The 20371-nt window shown below is 68.0% G+C and carries 18 protein-coding genes and 1 tRNA gene; 13 read left to right on the forward strand and 6 right to left on the reverse strand.

Annotation, left to right across the window (positions count from 1 at the left end; translation table 11 throughout):
- Positions 1–7: 7 nt before the first annotated feature.
- The gene (gene rpoS, locus dqs_RS05905; protein WP_011764824.1) at positions 8–943 is read left to right on the forward strand and encodes an RNA polymerase sigma factor RpoS; all 936 of its coding nucleotides are present in this window, start codon (positions 8–10) and stop codon (positions 941–943) included.
- On the opposite strand, the gene mltB is transcribed toward rpoS, so the two are convergent.
- The 4 genes from mltB to dqs_RS05925 are packed head-to-tail and all read right to left on the reverse strand — an operon-like array spanning position 940 to position 5819.
- A complete protein-coding gene (gene mltB, locus dqs_RS05910; protein WP_065339926.1) occupies positions 940–1950 on the reverse strand; it encodes a lytic murein transglycosylase B in 1011 nt (336 codons plus the stop codon). The genes rpoS and mltB overlap by 4 nt on opposite strands.
- Positions 1947–3926 carry a transglutaminase TgpA family protein gene (locus dqs_RS05915; protein WP_084018258.1) on the reverse strand — a complete coding sequence of 660 codons (1980 nt, stop codon included), beginning with the start codon at positions 3924–3926 and terminating at the stop codon, positions 1947–1949. The genes mltB and dqs_RS05915 overlap by 4 nt, the downstream gene beginning before the upstream one ends.
- A complete protein-coding gene (locus tag dqs_RS05920; RefSeq protein ID WP_065339927.1) occupies positions 3919–4902 on the reverse strand; it encodes a DUF58 domain-containing protein in 984 nt (327 codons plus the stop codon). Before dqs_RS05920 ends, dqs_RS05915 begins: the two co-directional genes overlap by 8 nt.
- Entirely contained in the window at positions 4902–5819 is a 918-nt protein-coding gene (locus dqs_RS05925) for an AAA family ATPase (protein ID WP_011764828.1), read from the reverse strand. Before dqs_RS05925 ends, dqs_RS05920 begins: the two co-directional genes overlap by 1 nt.
- 159 nt (positions 5820–5978) lie before the next feature.
- On the opposite strand from dqs_RS05925, the gene dqs_RS05930 reads away from it, so the two are divergent.
- The 3 genes from dqs_RS05930 to bamC all read left to right on the forward strand — a co-directional run bounded on the left by dqs_RS05930 (position 5979) and on the right by bamC (position 9056).
- Positions 5979–6905, forward strand: coding sequence for a histone deacetylase family protein (locus dqs_RS05930; protein WP_011764829.1), 927 nt, complete (start codon positions 5979–5981; stop codon positions 6903–6905).
- Between the two features lie 106 nt (positions 6906–7011).
- Entirely contained in the window at positions 7012–7890 is an 879-nt protein-coding gene (dapA, locus tag dqs_RS05935) for a 4-hydroxy-tetrahydrodipicolinate synthase (protein ID WP_011764830.1), read from the forward strand.
- A 26-nt stretch (positions 7891–7916) separates the two neighbouring features.
- Positions 7917–9056 (forward strand): outer membrane protein assembly factor BamC, encoded by a 1140-nt coding sequence (gene bamC / locus dqs_RS05940; RefSeq protein ID WP_011764831.1) that lies wholly within the window; start codon positions 7917–7919, stop codon positions 9054–9056.
- 112 nt (positions 9057–9168) lie between these two features.
- On the opposite strand, the gene dqs_RS05945 is transcribed toward bamC, so the two are convergent.
- Together dqs_RS05945 and dqs_RS05950 are read right to left on the reverse strand one after the other, a co-directional pair.
- Complete coding sequence (locus dqs_RS05945; RefSeq protein ID WP_011764832.1) at positions 9169–9453, reverse strand: hypothetical protein; 285 nt, start codon at positions 9451–9453, stop codon at positions 9169–9171.
- Between the two features lie 258 nt (positions 9454–9711).
- Positions 9712–10827, reverse strand: coding sequence for a cupin domain-containing protein (locus dqs_RS05950; protein ID WP_065339928.1), 1116 nt, complete (start codon positions 10825–10827; stop codon positions 9712–9714).
- Positions 10828–10918: 91 nt separating this feature from the next.
- Between dqs_RS05950 and rlmD the strand changes: the two genes are divergently transcribed.
- The 9 genes from rlmD to dqs_RS05995 all read left to right on the forward strand — a co-directional run bounded on the left by rlmD (position 10919) and on the right by dqs_RS05995 (position 20316).
- Positions 10919–12220 (forward strand): 23S rRNA (uracil(1939)-C(5))-methyltransferase RlmD, encoded by a 1302-nt coding sequence (rlmD, locus tag dqs_RS05955; protein ID WP_065339929.1) that lies wholly within the window; start codon positions 10919–10921, stop codon positions 12218–12220.
- A 116-nt stretch (positions 12221–12336) separates the two neighbouring features.
- Positions 12337–12426: transfer RNA gene (locus tag dqs_RS05960), tRNA-Ser, on the forward strand.
- A 43-nt stretch (positions 12427–12469) separates the two neighbouring features.
- Entirely contained in the window at positions 12470–13075 is a 606-nt protein-coding gene (locus dqs_RS05965; protein WP_065339930.1) for a pseudouridine synthase, read from the forward strand.
- A 34-nt stretch (positions 13076–13109) separates the two neighbouring features.
- Entirely contained in the window at positions 13110–13565 is a 456-nt protein-coding gene (locus tag dqs_RS05970; protein WP_011764836.1) for a DUF192 domain-containing protein, read from the forward strand.
- 135 nt (positions 13566–13700) lie between these two features.
- Positions 13701–14846, forward strand: coding sequence for a flagellar biosynthesis protein FlhB (gene flhB, locus dqs_RS05975; protein WP_065339931.1), 1146 nt, complete (start codon positions 13701–13703; stop codon positions 14844–14846).
- A 14-nt stretch (positions 14847–14860) separates the two neighbouring features.
- Entirely contained in the window at positions 14861–16960 is a 2100-nt protein-coding gene (gene flhA / locus dqs_RS05980) for a flagellar biosynthesis protein FlhA (protein WP_065339932.1), read from the forward strand.
- A 143-nt stretch (positions 16961–17103) separates the two neighbouring features.
- Positions 17104–18636: a flagellar biosynthesis protein FlhF gene (flhF, locus tag dqs_RS05985; protein ID WP_011764839.1), complete on the forward strand. Its 1533-nt coding sequence runs from the start codon at positions 17104–17106 to the stop codon at positions 18634–18636.
- A gap of 2 nt (positions 18637–18638) precedes the next feature.
- Complete coding sequence (locus dqs_RS05990) at positions 18639–19421, forward strand: MinD/ParA family ATP-binding protein (protein ID WP_011764840.1); 783 nt, start codon at positions 18639–18641, stop codon at positions 19419–19421.
- Between the two features lie 124 nt (positions 19422–19545).
- Positions 19546–20316 (forward strand): RNA polymerase sigma factor FliA, encoded by a 771-nt coding sequence (locus dqs_RS05995; protein WP_011764841.1) that lies wholly within the window; start codon positions 19546–19548, stop codon positions 20314–20316.
- Positions 20317–20371: the final 55 nt, after the last annotated feature.

A 20371-nucleotide genomic window follows, 5' to 3' on the forward strand; every position in this document is an offset into this window, starting at 1 on the left:
GAGGCGTATGGAAGATCCGGTTAGCTCTGACGAACTCGAAAGTCATGAACCGGATCTCCCGCTGGAGGTCGAGGTGTTTGCGGAGCCGCATGCACCGGTATTCGAGAACGACTTTCTCAGCGACGTCACCCAGATCTACCTGAACGAAATCGGCGCCAACCCGCTGCTGTCGGCAGAAGAGGAGGCCGCGCTGGCGCGCCGGGTGCGCGCGGGCGATTTCGATGCGCGTCAGACGATGATCGAGCGCAACCTCCGCCTCGTCGTCAACATCGCCAAGCACTACCTTAATCGCGGCATCCCGCTGCTTGATCTGGTCGAGGAAGGCAACCTCGGATTGATGCATGCGCTGGAGAAGTTCGACCCGGAGCGCGGATTCCGTTTTTCCACCTACGCAACCTGGTGGATTCGCCAGAACATCGAGCGCGCGATCATGAACCAGTCGCGCACGATCCGCTTGCCTGTCCATGTGGTCAAGGAGTTGAACCAGGTGTTGCGTGCGCAACGCGTGGTCGAGGCGGCTTCGAACGGCGACTTCAGTCTCGATGAGATCGCGCGCCGGCTCGACAAACCGATCGAAGAGGTTCGCGCCATCCTCGCGTTGAGCGAACACACCGCCTCGCTCGATGCACCGCTCGACATAGACCCAACGCTGTCAATCGGCGAGTCGCTCGCGGATGAGCATGCCGAGACGCCCGAGTCGCAGATCCACAACGCTGAAATCGAAGGCTTGATCCGGGCCTGGATCGACATGCTCAATGACAAGCAGCGTCTGGTGATCCGCCACCGCTACGGCATTGGCGAGTGCGAGTTGATGACGCTCGAGGAGCTCGCCGCGCGGCTCGAACTGACCCGCGAACGGGTCCGCCAGATCCAGCTCGAGGCGCTGGGGCAACTGCGCCGCATACTCAAGCGGCGCGGCATTTCGCGCGACGTGCTGTTCTAGCCGCGCTGCAGCGCGGTGCGCTGCAAGCGCTCCCGGCGCAGGGTTTCAGCCAGTTCGAACACCGACATCGCATAGAAACTGCTGCGGTTGTAGCGGGTGATCACATAGAAGTTGCGGTAGCCCAGCCAGTACTCCGTCGGTTCCCCAGGCGTCTCCAGATCCACCAGCGTGGCCGGGGCGGCGGCAGACGAGCCGTCCAGCGTGGTGATGCCCGCGTTCGCCAGCGTATCGGGGCTCAAGACCGGCTCGATGCCGGCCGCCACCAGCGGTGCTGCTTCGACCACGCCGTTGAAGCGTGCGCGCTCGGCGACCGGGGCCTGCGCAATCCAACCGTGGACGTGCAGGTAGTTGGCCACGCTGCCAATCGCATCGTCCGGTGCGGTGTCGAAATCCACCCTTCCATCACCGTCGAAATCCACCGCATAGGCGCGGACGCTGCTCGGCAGGAACTGCGGATAGCCGAGGGCGCCTGCGTACGAGCCGGTGTAGCTGCCAGGGGGGCGGCCCTGTTCGCGCGCGAGCAGGAACAGGTGCTCGAGTTCGCGACGGAAGAGATCGGCGCGGGGCGGATAGTCGAACGCGAGCGTGCTCAGGGCCGACAAGGTCTGGAAGTTGCCGGTCTGGCGGCCGTAGATGGTTTCGACACCGATCACGGCTACGATGATTTCCGGCGGCACGCCGAAGCGGGCCGAGGCGGCTTCAAGCGCGGCGTTGTTTTCCTCCCAGAAGGCGAGGCCACCCGCAATCCGGGTACGGTCCAGAAACCGGCTCCGGTAACGCTGCCAGGACCGCGTGCCGGGTTTGGTGGGGGGCTGTATCAGATTGATCACGCGTGCCTCATACCGCGCCTCCGCCAAGGTGCGCTCCACGGTCTCCTGATCGAAGCCGTGACGTTGCGCCATTTCGGCTGCGAAGTTGCGTATCTCGGGGCGAACAGGCGGGGCGGCGTGGGCGACGGCGGCACCAAGGGCGACGAAGGCCGCGAAGAGCGTGGGGCGAAGCTTCATTTGATCCTGAGAGAGTCGATATCGTGTTGCAGGGCGCGCAGTTGGTCCGGAGGGCAGTCGCGGCCGTAGCGCAGGCGTGCGTAGGTCCGGGAAATCCGGTCAATGCGCTCGCGCTCTGCCGGCCTTGCCGCGCCCGCGCGCGTGCAGTAATCCAGCGGACCTTCGAAAGGGTGGCGCGGCACGCCGGCCTTCGCCAGCTTGCCACAGAATCGGCCCCACGCCCGGTCCAGCGCGTCGGCGGGGTTGCTGCGCCATTGCGCCCAGATGAACAGCAGCGCAAAAAACGCCAGTCCTGCCAGGCTCCCCACCCCTGCAAGCACCGTCCAGTCCGTCTGCGAAAGACCAAGACGTCGAAGAAGGTCGGCTTGACGCTCTGAATTGTAGCCAAGAACCCACAGGTCCCAACCGTGGGAAACCGCTTCCCAGCGCAGTCGCAACTGGCGCAGCCAATCGAGCCGTGTCTGCATCATCAGCGGGAGTGCACCGCCAGTGGCCGAGCGGGCTGCACTTTCGCCGCTGATCCGGCTCGGCGCCACCGCGGCGGTCGGGTCCACGCGAACCCAGCCCTTGTCCGCAATCCACGCCTCTGCCCAGGCGTGGGCATCGGACTGCCTCACGATGAGGGTGCCGTCGAAGGGGTTTAGTTCGCCGCCCTGGTAACCCGCCACGACGCGAGCCGGAACGCCTGCTGCGCGCAGCAGAAACACGAAGGCCGCGGAGAAGTGCTCGCAATAGCCCTGACGCGTGTCGAACAGGAACTCGTCGATGAAGTCCTGCTTCAGCAGCGGAGGTTCGAGCGTGTACAGGAAGTGTCCGCCGCGCAGATAGTCCAGCGTGCGTGCGATGGTCCGCTCGGCGTTGGGCGTATCGCCGGCCAGTTCGCGGGCCAGGGCGCGGCTGCGGGCGTTGCCTGGCGGGAGTTGCAGGGCGGCTTCCAGTAGCGGTCCGCCGTCCTGCAGGCCGACTCGCGCGCCGGGGTGGGCGGTCAGTGCGAACTGGGTGCGATCGCGCAAGGGGGCGCGAAGCACCGCCTGGAACTCGGGCGTGTAGCGGACCTGCGCAAGATCGGCGCCGGGAAAGTCGAGGGCGAGCAGCCAGCGTTGTCCATGGGGCTCCAGCGTCATCCGGTAGTCGATGCGCGGGCCGGTCAGCTGATACCCGGGCTGATCACGGGTCGGCCGCGCAATCGGGCGCCAGGTGCGGCCGTCGAACTCGGTCAGCACCGGCCCGCGCCAATAGCGCAGTCGCGGCTCGGGAACCGCGCCGAGGAACTCCACGCGGAAGGCGATCTCCTCCGACAGACCCAGGCTGCTGATCGAACCCGGCGACATCGCATCCGAAAGACCGCTGCTTGCGCTGTTGGCATCGGCCGGAAGTCCCCACAGCGGCGCGGGGATGCGTGGAAACAGCAGGAAGAGGACGGCCATCAGCGGCAGGCTCTGGGCCAGCAGCACGCCAGCAGTGCGCAGGCGTTCGCGCGTGTGCGAGTGCGCGTCCTCGGCAGCAACAAGGCACGCCAGCGCACAAAGGGCGCCGGCGAGTGCGAGCGCGGCGACAGGCAGCGTTTCGTTGTCGAAGAAGAGCCCGAGTTGCAGGAAGAACGACAGCATCACCGCGACGCGAACGTCGCGCAGCGTGCGCAGTTCGAACAGCTTCAGGCACAGCAGCAGCGCCAGCAGGGCGACGCCGGGTTCCTGACCGAAGAAGTGGCCGAAGTGCTGCCGTACGGCGAAACCGGCGCCCACCGCCATCAGCAGCAGGATGGCCGCGGGCAAGGATCGATGCTGGCGTAGCAGGGCCGCCGTACGCCATATCAGCAAGGCGGTGCACAGGGCGGCGATCCACGGCGGCAGGTAGGCGGCGTGCGGTGCCAGCGTAAGCGCTGCGGTAACGACCAGCCACAGGCCGACGTCGCGCCGTGGCGGAGGAGCGGGCGGGGTGACGGTCGACCGCCGCCCGCGAAGCAGCTTAGCCATGATCGACGCGCACCTGACCGTGCAGTGCAAGTAGCCGGCAGCACGCGTGCACGTGGCCCGGGCCGCGGCCGATGTCGATTTCCGCGCCGGGCAGGCGCAGCGAGAACGGTCGGCCCGCCGCGTCGGCCGCGAGTATCCAGGCGGTGAGACGCGACAGGCGCGCTTCATCCTCCAGCGCCGGCGGCAGCGCCGCCCAGTCGAACACATGGGCGCCGCCCGTGCTTGCGGAAAACTGCTTGGTCAGCATGGGGCCGCCACGTGCGAGGGATTTCCATGCGATGTGGCGCGGCGAGTCGCTCGGCTGGGTCGGGCGCAAGCCCGCGAAGTCGTCATCTCCACGGATGGAAGAACGCGTGCCGCCCTCGTTGCCGGCGCCCTCCGCCGGTAGTGGCGGTGGATGGTGTTCCGGTGCCGGATAGACGATGCAGTCGATGTCGGGCACGAAGACGCTCCACGCGCGGATCAGCCCCAGTGGCCACGTGGTTTCCAGCACCGTCCTGCCCAGTTCGAGAAGCCCGCGCCGTGTCGTGCGACAGGCAAGCACGATTTCCGTCGCGGATGCAGCCGCCGCGTCGAAGGCCGTGTTTGCGCCGCGCGCGCGCAGACGCAGCGCCGGACGCCGCTCTGCGCGCGCGTTGTTGATCCGCAGGCGGAACTCCGCCGCCTCGCCGCAGAATACCGGGGTGGCGCGGGCTGGTGCGATTTCGAGGTGGAGGAGGTTGCGGAAGGCGTGCACGATGCTGGTGATGCCCGCGCTGGCGAGCAGGAAGGCCAGCATGTAGCCGAGGCTCAGCCCGTAGTTGATCGAGGCGATCAGCATGGTGACCAGTGCCGCGGCGAACACCAGCCCGGCTGGAGTCGGCAGTACGTAGATGCGGCGCTGACCGAGACGGATCGGCGCCTGTTCCGGCGCGCCGATGCGGAACAGCCAGTGCTCGACGCGAGCGCGAATGCGCGCGGGCGTGAAGCGCGGCATCAACGCACCGGTACGCTGCGAAGCAGTGCGTCCAGTGCCGCGGCCGGCGCGGGGCGGCCGTCGCCGGCGAGATGCAGGCGGTGGCCGGCGACGAAGGGGAACACGCGTTGTACGTCCTCCGGCAACACGTGCTCGCGCTCCTCGATGAAGGCGTGGGCGCGCGCCGCGGCCAGTAACGCGAGCCCGGCGCGGGGGCTCAGCCCGCTGGCGAATTCGGGCGAGTTGCGGGTTGCGATCAGCAGCGCGTGCAGATAGTCCACCAAGCGGTCGGCGACCGACACCGCGCGGGCGGCCTCCTGCAGTTCGACCATCTGCAGTGGTGTGATGACCGGCTGCTGACGTTCCAGAAGCTCGCGCCGGTTCTCGCCCATCAGCAGCGCGCGTTCGGCGGCGGGTTCGGGATAGCCCAGGCGGATCCGCATCAGGAAGCGGTCGAGTTGCGCTTCTGGCAGCGGGAAGGTCCCGATCTGGTGGGCCGGATTCTGGGTGGCAATGACGAAGAACGGCGCCGGCAGCGCGAGGGTTTCGCCGTCGGCCGTAACCTGGTGCTCTTCCATCGCCTCCAGCAGCGCGCTTTGCGTCTTCGGGGTTGCCCGGTTGATTTCGTCGGCCAGGATCAACTGCGCGAAGATGGGGCCGGGGTGAAAGCGGAAGCCGTGACTTTCGCGGTCGAAGATCGACACGCCCACGATGTCGGCCGGAAGGAGGTCACTGGTGAACTGGATGCGTTGAAACTGCAGACCGATGAGGCGCGCCAGTACGTGAGCCAGGGTGGTCTTGCCGACGCCGGGGAGATCCTCGATCAGCAGGTGGCCGCGCGCGACGAGACAGGCGAGGGCGAGGCGCAGCTCGTGTTCCTTGCCGAGGATGATCTGGCCGGCGGCCTCCAGCAGGCGGGTGACATAGTGGCGGGGCATGGCAGGGCAGGGCAGCAGGCTGTGAAAGTCGGCGGGAAGTGGTAATAATGGCGGCAAACAACGCAGATCCGCGCCTGCGCTTCGTCGTGGCGGCGTCAAGACCGCCCGGTTGGAAGCGGATTATGCGGGAAAGTTCGTCCGGGACAAGGAGAGGGGGGCATGACGACAACGGCATTCATCACGCATCGCGAGTGCTGGCTGCATGATATGGGTACCTTCCATCCGGAGTGCCCAGACCGCCTGTCGGCGATCAACGACCGACTGATTGCAGCGGGGCTGGATCTATATCTTTCGTTTTACGACGCGCCGTACGCCACCGAAGAGCAGGTGACGCGCGTGCATCCCGCTTCGTACCTCGGCGAGTTGATGGCGAATGTGCCCGAGCACGGCATCCGTCACCTCGACCCCGACACCGCGATGAGCCCGAACACGATGAAGGCCGCGTTGCGCTCGGCGGGTGCCGGCGTGCTGGCGACTGATCTGGTACTGAAGGGCGAGGTCGAGAGCGCGTTTTGCGCCGTGCGGCCGCCCGGGCATCACGCCGAGAAGGCGAAGGCCATGGGGTTCTGCTTCCTCAACAATGTCGCCATCGCGGCGCGACACGCACTGGAGGCCCACGGACTCGAACGCGTGGCCATTGTCGATTTCGACGTCCATCACGGCAATGGCACCGAGGACATCTTCCGCGACGATCCGCGCGTGATGATGGTCAGCATCTTCCAGCATCCGTTCTACCCCTATTCCGGCGTGGAGAATCCGCCCGCGCACATGTGCAACGTGCCGGTGCCGGCCGGTACGCGCGGCGACGCCTTCAGGCAGATCGTCAGCGACATCTGGGTGCCGGCGCTGCGCAACCACAACCCCCAGGCCATCTTCGTGTCGGCCGGGTTCGACGCCCACTACGAAGACGACATGGGCTCGCTCGGCCTGGTCGAGTCGGACTATGTGTGGGCAACGCAGCAGATCAAGAGCGTGGCGGAGGACTGCGGCCACAAGCGCGTCATCTCGGTGCTCGAAGGCGGCTATTCGCTCTCGTCGCTGGCGCGTTCGGTGGTTGCGCACATCAAGGCGCTGGCCGATCTGTAACCCGTCGACGCCCCCGCAACGGGGCGCGCCCGGGTTTGCCGATAGCGCCCATGTCCGACTTTCGGCGATCGGTTAGAATCGTCGCTTTATCGTAACGGCCAACCCCATGATTACCGGATCGATTGTCGCCATCGTCACGCCGATGCACGAGGATGGCAGCCTTGATTTTCCCCGTCTGCGCAGCCTGATCGACTGGCACGTCGCGGAAGGAACGGACGGCATCGTGATCGTCGGCACGACCGGCGAGTCGCCCACCGTCAGCGTCGATGAGCATTGCGAACTGATCCGGGTCGCGGTCGAGCACGCCGCGGGTCGCATCCCCGTCATCGCCGGTACCGGCGCCAACTCCACCGCCGAGGCCATCGCCCTGGCACGTTATGCCCAGCAGGCGGGGGCGGTGGCGCATCTGTCGGTCGTCCCCTACTACAACCGGCCCTCGCAGGAGGGGCTGTACCAGCACTTCCGCTCGGTCGCCGAAGCGGTCGAACTGCCCCTGATCCTCTACAACGTGCCCGGACGCACCGTGGCCGACCTGTCGAACGACACCGCGCTGCGCCTGGCCGAGATTCCCAACATCATCGGCCTCAAGGACGCCACCGGCAGCATCGACCGCGCCTGCGATCTCATCGAGCGCGCGCCCGAGGGCTTTGCCCTCTATAGCGGCGACGACATGACCGTCGCGGCCTTCATCCTCCTCGGCGGCCACGGCACCATTTCCGTAACCGCCAACGTCGCGCCGCGCGCAATGCACGAGATGTGCGCGGCTGCGCTGGCAGGCGACGCGGCAAAGGCGCGGACGATCAACGCGCGACTGGTGGGCCTGCATCGCCACCTGTTCTGTGAGGCGAATCCGATTCCGGTGAAGTGGGCGGTGCAGCGCATGGGGCTGGTCGAAGGCGGGCTCCGCCTGCCGCTGACGCCGCTTGCCGAATCTTTCCACGACCGCGTTCTCACGGCCATGCGCCAGGCCGGCATTCAGGCCTGAACCGTCCATCCCACGCCAGGAACCTCATGAACCGCTTTACGCGCCCGTCCCTTTCCGTCATTGCGTTGTCGCTGATGCTGGCCGGTTGCTCGGGGTCGCTCCTCGAGTCCAAACGTATCGATTACAAGAGCGCGAGTTCGCAGCGCGTGCCCCAGCTCGAGGTTCCCCCCGATCTGGTCGCACCGACGCGGGACGACCGCTTTGCTGTACCCGATGTTTCTCCCCGCGGCGTCGCCACTTACTCCGCCTACAGCGCCGAGCGCACCCAGCCGACCCAGCGCGGAGCGACCGAAGTGTTGCCGGCGCAGGAAAAGATGCGCGTCGAACGCGCGGGCTCGCAGCGCTGGCTGGTGGTGCCCGGCACGCCCGACGAGTTGTGGCCGCAGATCAAGGAGTTCTGGCTCGAACTCGGCTTCATCCTGAACATCGACAATCCCGAGATCGGTGTGATGGAAACCGACTGGGCCGAGGACAGGGCGAAGATCCCGCAGGACTTCGTGCGCAATGCGCTCGGCAAGGTGCTCGATGGCCTGTTCTCCACGCCCGAGCGCGACAAGTTCCGCACCCGGCTGGAAACCAACAAGGAAACCGGTCAGGTCGAGATCTACATCAGCCACCGCGGCATGATGGAAATCTACCCGACCGAAGCCAAGGATTCGACGATCTGGCAACCGCGTCCTGCCAACCCCGAGCTTGAAGCCGAGATGCTGCGCCGTCTGATGGTGCGGCTGGGGGCGGACGAGGCTCGAGCCCAGGCGGCGCTCGCAGTTGCGCCCACGGCCGAGCGGGCGAAGATTTCCGCCAGTCCGGACGGCGTCGTTGCACTGCGCATCGACGAACCCTTTGACCGCGCGTGGCGACGCGTCGGGCTTGCACTCGACCGCATCGGCTTCACCGTGGAGGACCGCGACCGCGCGAAGGGCCTGTACTACGTCCGCTATGTCGACCCCGAGGCCGACAACAAGGGCAAGGAGGGCGAGGGCTTCATGTCGAAGCTCGCGTTCTGGCGCAGCAGCGACAAGCCCCAGGGCGGCAGCGAATACCGCCTGCAGGTCAAGGGGCAGGGTGATGCCGCGCTGGTCAACGTGCTCACGCGCGAAGGCGGCACCGACAAGTCGGATACCGCGAAGAAGATGCTCGGACTGCTGCAGGCAGAACTGCGCTGAGTTTGAGAGGCCGCGTTGCCTGAGGGCGCCGCGGCCATCGAGGCCCGTTTCCGGGCTGCGGAAAACAAAAAAGCCGGCATGCGCCGGCTTTTTTTGCTGGAGTCCGCCGAACTTACTTGGCGGCGTCCTTCGCGGCTTCGGTGGCGGCAGCAGCGCCTTCCTTGGCGGCTTCCACGCTGGCAGCGGCGGCGTCCTTGGCGGCTTCGGCAGCGTCCTTCGCAGCGTCGGCGGCTTCCTTGGCAGCTTCGGCGGCCGGCGCTTGCTCGGTCGGAGCAGCGGGGGCGGTCGCGGCAGGCGCAGTCGGAGCGGGCGCGGTCACGGGAGCCGTTTCTTCCTTCTTGCCGCAAGCGGACACGGCCAGAGCGACGAGGGCGGCGACGAGAAGAGAATGCTTCATTTTCTGTTTTCCTTGTTCATTGGGGTGAGGACAGCGGGGTCGGATGACGGGCAGCGGAACCGCTACAGAGCATGCATCCGGTGCAAATGGTAGCACGACGCACGTTCGTCGGCACGATTGTGGTGCGCTGCACCGTAAGCAAACATTGCCTTCCGGTCCGTTTGCTGCTCTCGGAAGCGGGCCCGTCCGCGGCGCTCTCGGTCTGTATGGCAGACCGCTGTCCTGCTGATTTCTCGCACTGCAGCGAACGGGCCGACCCTACATCGGGTGGGCGAAACCGTCGCAGTACCATTCATAGAAAAGGTCCTGCAGGGCAGCGGGCAAGTCCGCGCAACCGGTCAGGCGCCGCGCATGCGCGAGCGTGTCCAGCGCCTGCTGCCATGCCGGCACCGAATCCACCGCTTCGCCGTTGAGGAAGAAGTTGCCCTGGCTGCGCAGCAGCAGCGTGCGTGCATCGAGCCGCAGACCGCCGGCGCCGAGCGCGCGCCGGAAGGCCTTCAGCGGGATCGGCTCTTCGGGTGGTTCGAAGAACACGGTGGGCTTCGGTTCGGTCAGGTAGTGACCCAGAAAGGCCGCCACGTCCGCGCGCGACCAGCGGATGCCTTCGATCATGCGCTGGACCTGGTCAATCATCGCGTCGCCGATCAGTGCGGAATTGTCCTGCTCGGTCAGGTCCGGGTCGCTGTAGAGCCCGTCGAGGCAGACCCGCTCCTGTAGCCACCCGAGAAATTCGGCGCCCAGTTCCTGCGCGGTGGGCGAGCGGAAACCGATCGAGTAGGTGGTGCACTCGCCGACCGCGATGCCGTTGTGCGCCCAGTGCGGCGGCAGGTAGAGCATGTCCCCGGGCTCGAGAATCCAGTCGTGGGCAGGGACGAAGTTGCGCAGGATGCGCAGCGGCGCGCCCTCGACCAGGCTGCGGTCGTCCTGGTCGGCGATCTGCCAGCGCCGCTGGCCCTGCCCCTGCAGCAGGAACACGTCGTAGTTGTCGAAGTGCGGCCCCACCCCGCCGCCGTCGACCGCATAGCTGACCATGAGGTCGTCCAGCCGCGCCTGCGGGATGAAGTTGAAGCCGTGCAGCAGTTCGTCGGCGGCTTCCGACCACAGGTTGATGCCCTGCACCAGCACGGTCCAGGGCGAGCGTTTGCCGCGCAGCCGTGAGCGCGTCTGAGGCCCCCGGTTCAGTTCCCAATTGCCCTCGTGGAGGCGGATGTGGCGGGATTCGACGTCGGGGTCACAGGCGAGATCGAAGATGTCCTCGCGGCTGAGTACGCCGGTGAAGCCGGGAACGGCCTGACGGACGAGGAGGGGTTTCTTTTGCCAGTATTCCTGCAGGAACTGGCGGGGCGTCATGCCCCCGAGCAGCGTGGTGATCATCGGCCGGATTATAAGGGGGCGGCACGTGCGCGGGCGCGCGCCTTGCGGCCGGTTAGCGGTAAACTCGCGTGCTTTTGCGGCGGGATGTCGGATGCCCACAGCAGTCATCGAATCGCTGGATCACGAAGGTCGCGGCATCGCCCGTGTGGAGGGAAAGGCGGTCTTCATCGAGGGCGGTCTGCCCGGCGAAACCGTGGAATACCGCGTCCTGCGCAGCAAACCCAATTACGAACAGGCCGAGGCGACCCGCATCGTGCGCCGCAGCGCGCTGCGTGTCGCGCCCCGCTGTCCTCATTTCGGCGTCTGTGGCGGCTGCTCGATGCAGCATCTGGATACGCTTGCGCAGGCTGCAACCAAGCAACGGGTACTCGAAGACGCGCTGTGGCGTATCGGCAAGGTCAAGCCCGGGATCATCTATTCGGCCATCCAGGGGCCGGCCTGGGGCTACCGCTATCGGGCCCGGCTCGGGGTTCGGCTGGTACCGGCCAAGGGCGGTGTGTTGATCGGCTTCCACGAACGGCGGTCCAGCTACATTGCCGACCTCGGCGTATGCCCGGTGTTGCCGGCGCACGTGTCGGCCTTGCTGCCGGCGCTGAAAGTGCTGGTGGCAAGCTTGTCGATCGCCGACCGCCTGCCGCAGATCGAGGTCGCGGTGAGCGAGGCGACCACGGTGCTGGTGTTTCGAAACCTGCTGGCGCTGAAGAAGGCCGACGAGGCGCAATTGCGCAGTTTCGCCGACACCCACGGCGTGCAGGTCTGGCTGCAGCCGGAGGGGCCGGATTCGATCGTGCCGCTGCACCCGCGGTCCGGGCCCGGACTGACCTACACGCTGCCCGAATTCGACGTCGCCCTCGACTTCCGCGCCACCGACTTCACCCAAGTGAATGTCCATATCAACCGCCTGTTGATCCGACGCGCGATGCAGTTGCTGCAGCCGGCGCCCGGTGAGCGGATTGCCGACCTGTTCTGCGGCCTCGGCAACTTCAGCCTGCCGATCGCGCGCCGCGGCGCGACCGTGGTCGGCGTCGAGGGCAGCGAGGCCCTGGTGGCGCGCGCGCTGGAGAACGCGCGCCGCAACGGCCTCGATTCGCGCACCGAGTTCCATGCCGCCAACCTGTTCGACGCGACCGAGGACAGCCTGGCCGCGCTCGGCCCGCTCGACAAGCTGCTGATCGATCCGCCGCGCGAAGGCGCGATCGCGGTAGTGAAGGCGGTTGGTCCGGCTCAGCAGCCGGCCCGCATCGTCTATGTTTCCTGCAATCCGGCGACGCTCGCGCGCGATGCGGCGGTGCTGGTCCATGAGAAGGGTTACGTGCTGCGCGGTGCCGGCATCGCCAACATGTTTCCGCAGACCTCCCACGTCGAGTCGATTGCGCTGTTCGAACGCCCCTGAGCGGGGCGGCGAGCGCGGCGCCGATGCTATACTCCGCCGCTTACGGCAGCTGCGGCGCCGCGCCGCAGCGGGGGCCCTGGCCGGAGCGCCAGCCCCTGCGGCGGTCAGAATGAAACGGATGGGTGGCAGAGCGGTTTAATGCACTGGTCTTGAAAACCAGCGTGCATGTGAGTGCACCGTGGGTTCGAATCCCACCCCATCCGCCACTGCGGCCGAGGCCCTCGTCCGTTCCCCCGCGTGCTCATCCCGATGTCCCGCCTCATCCTCCTGAACAAGCCCTACGGCGTCCTCTGTCAGTTCAGCGGCGAACCGGGTCGCGCCACGCTGAAGGACCATGTGCCGATCCCCGAGGTCTATCCGGCCGGGCGGCTGGATACCGACAGCGAAGGCCTGTTGTTGCTCACCGACGACGGTGCGCTGCAGGCCCGTATCGCCGACCCTCGCCACAAGCTGCCCAAGACCTATCTGGTGCAGGTGGAGGGCGAGCCGGACGACGCCGCACTCGCGGCCTTGCGCGCCGGCGTGGATCTGGGCGACTTCCGCACCCGCCCCTGCAGTGCGCGCCGCGTTGTCGAGCCCGACTGGCTGTGGCCGCGCGATCCGCCGGTGCGTTACCGCAAGTCGGTGCCGACATCCTGGGTCGAGATCGTGCTGCGCGAAGGCAAGAATCGCCAGGTCCGGCGCATGACCGCGAAGGTCGGCTTTCCCACCTTGCGCCTGCTGCGCGTGGCGATCGGCCCGTGGAGGCTCGACGGGCTGGCGCCGGGGGCGTGGCGCGAAGTCGAACCACGCTTGCCGCCGGCGCCGGAGGCGCGGTCGCCGGGGGCCCGTCCGGGCGGTCTGCGCAGGCGCTAGAATCGGGCACTTTCCACTTCGTCACCTTACCGCCATGTCCGTCCGAGCCGTGCTGCTGCGCGCCGTTTTCGCCCTCGCTCTTGGAGCGGCCTCTGCCGCGCACGCACGCGCCGAGATGCCGCTTGCCGAGTTGTCCGCGGGCATGTACCGCATCCCGGTCGAGGTGGCGGCGACCCCGCAAAGCCGGCAACTCGGCCTGATGAACCGCAAGGAGATGCCGCAGCAGCAAGGCATGGTGTTCGTGTTCACCGAGGATGCGCGCCACTGCATGTGGATGAAGAACACGCTGCTGCCGCTGTCGGTGGCCTTTCTCGACGGCCAGGGGCGCATCCTCAATATCGAGGACATGCAGCCCCAGACCGAGGACAGCCACTGCGCGCGCGGTCCGGCGCGTTTCGCGCTGGAAATGAACCAGGGCTGGTTCCGCGAGCGCGGCCTGCGCGCGGGCGACCAGATCCGCGGCGTGGAACGCCTGCCGGCGGGTTACTGAGCGCAGGCCATCGCCTTGAATTGGGACGCTTTGTCCCGTCTTTTCGAATGCTCGGACTGGCGGCCGCGCGCCGATAATCGCCCCATGTAATGTTGCGCCCGGCGTTTGCGCCGGGGCCGCGGTGCGGAGCAGGCCTTGGCCGAAGACAGCGATCTCGAGAAAACAGAACCAGCATCAGGGCGACGGCTGGAGCAGGCCCGCGAAGAAGGGCAGGTTCCGCAGTCGCGCGAGCTGTCGACCTTCCTGGTCACGATGACCGGCGTGGTCACGCTGTGGCTGCTGGGCGAATGGATGGCGCAGCGCCTGCTGGGCATGATCCGCCGCTCCTTCGCCTTCGAGCGCGAGATGGCGTTCGACCACACCTTGATACTGGCCGAACTGCAGAGCCTGCTGGGCGGCGCGCTGCTGACCCTGATGCCCTTGTTCCTGGCGCTGCTCGTCGCCGCGGTCGCGTCGCCGGTCGCGCTCGGCGGGCTGGTCTTCGCGCCCAAGGCGCTTGGCCCCAACTTCGGCCGCATGAACCCGATCCAGGGCCTGGGGCGGATGTTCTCGGTGCACGGCCTGGCCGAAATGGTGAAAGCCATCCTGAAGGCGCTGCTGGTCGGCGGCGTGGGGGCGGCGGTGCTGTGGTACTACAAGGACCACTTGTTCGACCTGATGGTCGAGCCGCTCGAAGTCGGCATGCCGGACTTCGCCGAAACCGTGGTGTTCACCGCGCTGCTGATCACCGCCAGCCTCGGCCTGCTGGCGCTGCTGGATGTGCCCTTCCAGCTGTGGCAGTACCACAAGCGCCTGCGCATGACCAAGGAAGAGGTCAAGCGCGAGGCCAAGGAACAGGACGGCGACCCCCAGCTCAAGGGCCGCATCCGCGCCATGCAGCGCGAAATGGCACGCGGACGCATGATGGCTGCGGTGCCCAAGGCGGACGTGGTGGTCACCAACCCGACCCACTTCTCGGTGGCGCTGAAGTACGACGCCGAGCGCATGGGCGCGCCGGTCGTGGTCGCCAAGGGGCGGGGCGAGCTGGCGATGAAGATCCGCGAGATCGCCCGCGAAAACGACGTGCCGCTGCTCGAGGCGCCGCCGCTGGCGCGCGCGCTGTACGCCCACTGCGAACTCGAACAGGCCATCCCCGCCGCGCTGTACACCGCGGTGGCCGAAGTGATGGCCTACGTCTATCAGCTCAACCACTGGATGGAAAGCGGCGGCCTGCCGCCCACGACGCCGTCCGAACTGCCGGTGCCCGAGGGCATGGACCCCGGCTCGCCGGACGAGGCCTGAGTGCCGCCTGAACCATGAACGCCCTGAACCTGCGCGAACTCTTCTCCGTCAGCAACCTGCGCCAGCTGTCGGCTCCGATCCTCATCGTCATGATCCTGTCGATGATGGTGTTGCCGCTGCCGGTGTTCCTGCTCGACGTCTTCTTCACCTTCAACATTGCGGTATCGGTGATGGTGATGCTGGTGGCGATGTACTCGAAGAAGCCGCTGGACTTCTCGGTATTCCCCACCGTGCTGCTTGTGACCACGCTGCTGCGGCTGTCGCTGAACGTCGCCTCCACCCGGATCGTGCTGCTCCACGGCCACAGCGGGCCGGATGCGGCCGGCAAGGTCATCGAGGCCTTCGGCCACTTCCTGGTGGGCGGCAACACCGCGGTCGGCATCGTGGTGTTCGTCATCCTCACCATCATCAACTTCGTCGTCATCACCAAGGGCGCCGGGCGGATCGCGGAAGTGAGCGCGCGCTTCACGCTGGATGCGATGCCGGGCAAGCAGATGGCGATCGACGCCGACCTCAATGCCGGCCTGATCGACGAGAAGACCGCCAAGGCGCGGCGCAAGGAGATCGCGCAGGAAGCCGACTTCTACGGCGCGATGGACGGTGCGTCCAAGTTCGTGCGCGGCGATGCGGTGGCCGGCATCCTGATCCTGGTCATCAACATCGTCGGTGGCCTGTTCGTCGGTGTGGTCCAGCACAACATGGCCGCCGGTGACGCCGCCCACACCTACACGCTGCTGACCATCGGTGACGGCCTCGTGGCGCAGATCCCGGCGCTGATCATCTCGGTGGCGGCGGGCTTGGTGGTGTCGCGCGTGGGTGACGAGGGCGACATCGGCGGGTTGGTCATCGGCCAGCTCTTCAGCAACCCGCAGGTGCTCGCGCTCACCGCCGGCATCATCGGCGTGCTGGGCCTCATTCCCGGCATGCCGAACTTCGTGTTCCTGCTGCTCGCCGCCGGGTTGGGATGGCTGGCCTGGTCACGCAACCGCAAGCTGATGGAGCCCGAGAGCGTCGCGCAGACGCAGGCGGCAGCTGCCCAGGCCGCCGCGGCCGCGCCGCAGGCCGAAGCGCAGGAGGCGAGCTGGAACGACGTCGCGCCGGTCGATGTGCTCGGGCTGGAAGTGGGTTACCGGCTGATCCCGATGGTGGACAAGGGCCAGGATGGCGAGCTGCTCAAGCGTATCCGCGGCCTGCGCAAGAAGTTCGCGCAGGAGGTCGGCTTCCTGTCGGCACCGGTCCATATCCGCGACAACCTGGAACTCAAGCCCAATGCCTACCGGATCGCGCTGAAAGGCGTGGAAATCGGCAGCGGCGAGGCCTATCCGGGCCAGTACCTGGCAATCAACCCCGGCCGCGTGTCCGGCCCGATGAGCGGACGCGAAACCAAGGATCCGGCCTTCGGGCTTCCGGCCTACTGGATCGACGCCGGCAGTCGCGAGCAGGCCCACGGGCTGGGCTACACGGTGGTCGATGCCAGCACCGTGGTCGCCACCCATCTCAACCACCTCATCCTCAACCACGCGGCGGAACTGCTCGGCCGCCAGGAAACCCAGGCGCTGCTCGACCACATCGGCAAGGAATCGCCCAAGCTGGTCGACGACCTGGTGCCCAAGCTGCTGCCGATCTCCGCGGTGCAGCGGGTGCTGCAGAATCTGCTGGACGAAGGCGTCAACATCCGCGACATGCGCACCATCATCGAGGTGCTCGCCGAGTTCGCGCCGCGCAACCAGGACCCGGTGGAGCTCACCAGCAAGGTCCGCGAGGCGCTCGGCCGCGCAATCATCCAGGGGCTGTTCCCGGGTACTGCCGAGGTTCAGGTGATGGCGCTGGAGCCCAGCCTGGAACGCATCCTGATGCAGGCAATGAGCGCGAGCGGCGAGGGCGGTGCGATCGAACCCGGGCTGGCCGACACCCTGCTGCGCCAGACCGCGCAGATCGCCCAGCGCCAGGAAGACATCGGCCTGCCGCCGGTGCTGCTGGTGCCGGCGCCGCTGCGCATGCTGCTGTCGCGCTTCCTGCGTCGCGCGGTGCCCACGCTCAAGGTCATCTCCAACGCCGAGGTGCCGGAGTCGCGCACGATCCGCGTCACCGCCATGGTCGGCGCCGCCGCCTGACCCCCGCCCCCAGCGCCGCTCGACGCATGCGGCGAGTGGAATAAGCGGGGGAAAGCCGGTTTATTCGCCCCATGGCGGGTAGGGCCGGCTGGCGATAATCCTGACAAAGCTGCGCGTATAGCGCGGTAGTCCGGAGAATCGACATGAACGTCAAGCGCTACTTTGCCCCCACCGCCCGCGAAGCCCTGCGTGCGTTGAAGGAGGAACTCGGAGCCGATGCCATCGTGCTGTCCAATCGGGCGGTCGAGGGCGGCGTCGAGATCCTGGCGCTTCCGGCCGATGCGGTCGGTGCCTTGCACAATGCCGCCCGCAGCGCGCGTCCCGCGCCCGCTGCGCCGCGCCAGCCGGCCTACCCGCCGGCCGCGCCGACCGGCTACCCGCAGGCGGCGGCCCGTCGCGACGAGCCGGTCGAACCCCGCGCGCCGGCGCGTCCCGCTCCGCGCTTCGACGACGACGATTTCCACGTCAGCCTGTCCGCCCTCGCGGCCGGCGCCGTTCCGCGCAATGCGGCCGCGCCCGCGGTGCGCCAGCCGGGCGACAAGGTCATCCGCCCGTTCAACCCGCCGCGCATCGAAACCGCGGACTACATGCTGCGCGAGGAAAAGCCGCAGCCCCGCAGCGCCCCGGCGCCGCGCCGCGCGGTGGAAGAGCCGGCGGCTACGGCCCCCGCTGCCGCGGCTGCAGCGCCCATGGTGGCGCCCGAAGCGGCCGTGCGCGACGACGGCCGCGTGCGCGAACTGCAGGAAACCAACGCCCGCCTGATGGCGGAACTCAGCGGCATCCGCGGCATGATCGAACGCCAGCTCGCCGGTTTTGCGTGGGGCGAAACCCGCCGCCAGGCGCCGGCCCGCGCCGCGATGGTGGGCGAACTGCTCGAAGCCGGCTTCTCCGCGCCGAGCGCGCGCAAGCTGGCCGAAGCCGTGGGCGAGGACGACAGCCCGCAAGCCGCGCGTGCCGCCGTGCGCGCCGAGCTCGACCGCGCGCTGCGCGCCCGCGCTTCCGACGACGACCTGATCGACCGCGGCGGCGTGTTCGCGCTGGTCGGCCCCACCGGCGTCGGCAAGACCACCACCACCGCCAAGCTCGCCGCGCGTTGCGTGGTGCGCCACGGCGCCAGCAAGCTCGCGCTGATCACCACCGACGGTTACCGCATCGGCGCGCAGGAGCAGTTGCGCATCTACGGCCGCATCCTCGGCGTGCCGGTGTTCTCGGTGCGCGACGCCGCCGACCTGCGCCAGACCCTGGCCGAACTGCGCAACAAGCACATGGTGCTGATCGACACCATGGGCGTCAGCCAGCGTGACCGCATGGTGGCCGAGCAGGCCGCGATGCTCACCGGCGCCGGCGAAGTGCGCCGCCTGCTGCTGCTCAACGCCACCTGCCGTGGCGACACGCTCGACGACGTGGTGCGCGCCTACGCCGGGCCTGACCTCGCCGGTGTGATCTTCTCCAAGGTGGATGAGGCGGCCTCGCTCGCGCCGGCGATCGACGTCGCGGTGCGCCGCAAGCTCGACCTGCTCTACGTCACCAACGGCCAGCGCGTGCCCGAAGACCTCCACCTGCCCAACCGCGCCTACCTGCTGCACCGCGCGCTGCGCGAGCAATCGGCCGAATCGCCGTGGCGCATGAATGGCGACGAAGCCGGCCTGATGCTCGCCGCCGGTTCGGGAGCCTGATCATGATTCCCGCCCGCGAAGACCAGGCGGCCGGGCTGCGCCGGCTGTTCCGCCGCGCGCCGCCCACCGTGGTGGCGCTGTATGCCGCCGGCCGTCAGCGCAGCTACAACGCGGTACGGGCCGCGCACCGCATCGCCGGCCAGGCCGAACGCGTGTTGCTGCTCGACGAGGCCACCGGTGAAGATTCGCTGGCAGATGCGCTCGGCCTGCCGCCGGGCGGCGATCTGCTGCAGATGCTGGATGGCCGCATGACGCTTGCCGACCTGCTGCAGCCGGTGCCTGGATTGATGGGCCGGGTGCCCGCGGCGGCAGCCGCGCTGGCGCTGCCGCTGCTCGACGACGCGCGCCGAGCCTGTCTGGTGGAAGCGGTGCGGGTGTTGCACCGCCACGCCGGCATCGTGCTGATCCACGCTGCTTCGGCGGCCGACCCTTCGCCCTTCGTCCACGCCGCGCCGCGGCGCCTGCTGGTGGCCGAGGTCAGCGCGAGCGGTGCGACCGAGGCCTACCAGGCGATCAAGCAACTGGCGGCGGCCGGGGCGGGTTCCTTGCACGTTGCCGTGTGCCGCGCGCGCAGCCGCACCGAGGCCGGCGCGTTCTTCGGCAGCCTGGAAAAGCTGGTGCGCCGCCACGTCGGCGTGCCGCTGGCCTTCGTCGGTGAAGTCGAGCGCGACGACATCGCCGCCGGCCTGCAGGCGCCGGTGGCGGAGTCCTCGCCGCGCGAGGCGGAAGCGGCTTTCCTGCGCCGCCTCGGCGCGCTCGCGGTGCCGCGTAGCCCGGGAGCATGAGAACATGCATCCATACACTTATCCGGCTGGAAATGGGGGCGGGGCTGCGGGAAAATGGCCTCCCCGCAATAGCGACGACGGCGAGCCCGAGCGGCCCCGGCGCAAGAAGATACAGGCGACCTGGATGTACGACGCAGAGGGCAATCTCGACAAGGATCACCTCGTTGTAGCCTACGCCCCGCTGGTCAAGCGCATCGCTTTCCAGTTGATGGCGAAGCTGCCGGCGAGCGTGGAGGTCGAGGATCTGATCCAGAACGGCATGATGGGCCTGCTCGACGCCATCGGCCGCTACGAGGAAGGGCTGGGCGCCCAGTTCGAAACCTACGCGGTGCAGCGGGTGCGCGGCGCCATGCTCGACGGCCTGCGCGAGAACGACTGGCTGCCGCGCAGCCTGCGGCGCGACATGCGGCGCATCGAATCGGCCATCCACGTGCTCGAACAGCAGCATGGCCGCCCGCCGAGCGAAACCGAGCTGGCCGAGTCGCTCGGCGTGCCGCTGCCTGAGTACCAGCGCATGCTGCAGGACGCGCGCGGTCACCAGCTGGTGTATTTCGAGGATTTCACCGATGGCGAGGGCGAGGACTTCCTCGACCGCCACCTCGGCGCGCACGAGTCGAACCCGGCCGAGCTGCTGGAGGACGCCGACATGCGCGCGAACCTGATCCGCGCGATCGACGACCTGCCAGAGCGCGAGAAGCTGGTGATGGCGCTGTACTACGAAGAAGAACTGAACCTGCGCGAGATCGGCGAGGTGCTGGGCGTCACGGAGTCGCGCGTGTGCCAGCTCCACAGCCAGGCGGTGGCCCGTCTGCGCGCCCGCGTCATGGGCGCCCGCGCCCCGGTCAGCGGCGGTGCCCGTCGCGGCCGCCCGCCCAAACGGCCGCCGGAGGCCTGAGCCCTTCCACGCCCTGCCGCCCGGCGGTCCGGTCTCTCCGGCCGGGCACCAACCG

It is taken from the genome of Azoarcus olearius (assembly GCF_001682385.1).
Lineage (GTDB): Bacteria > Pseudomonadota > Gammaproteobacteria > Burkholderiales > Rhodocyclaceae > Azoarcus > Azoarcus olearius.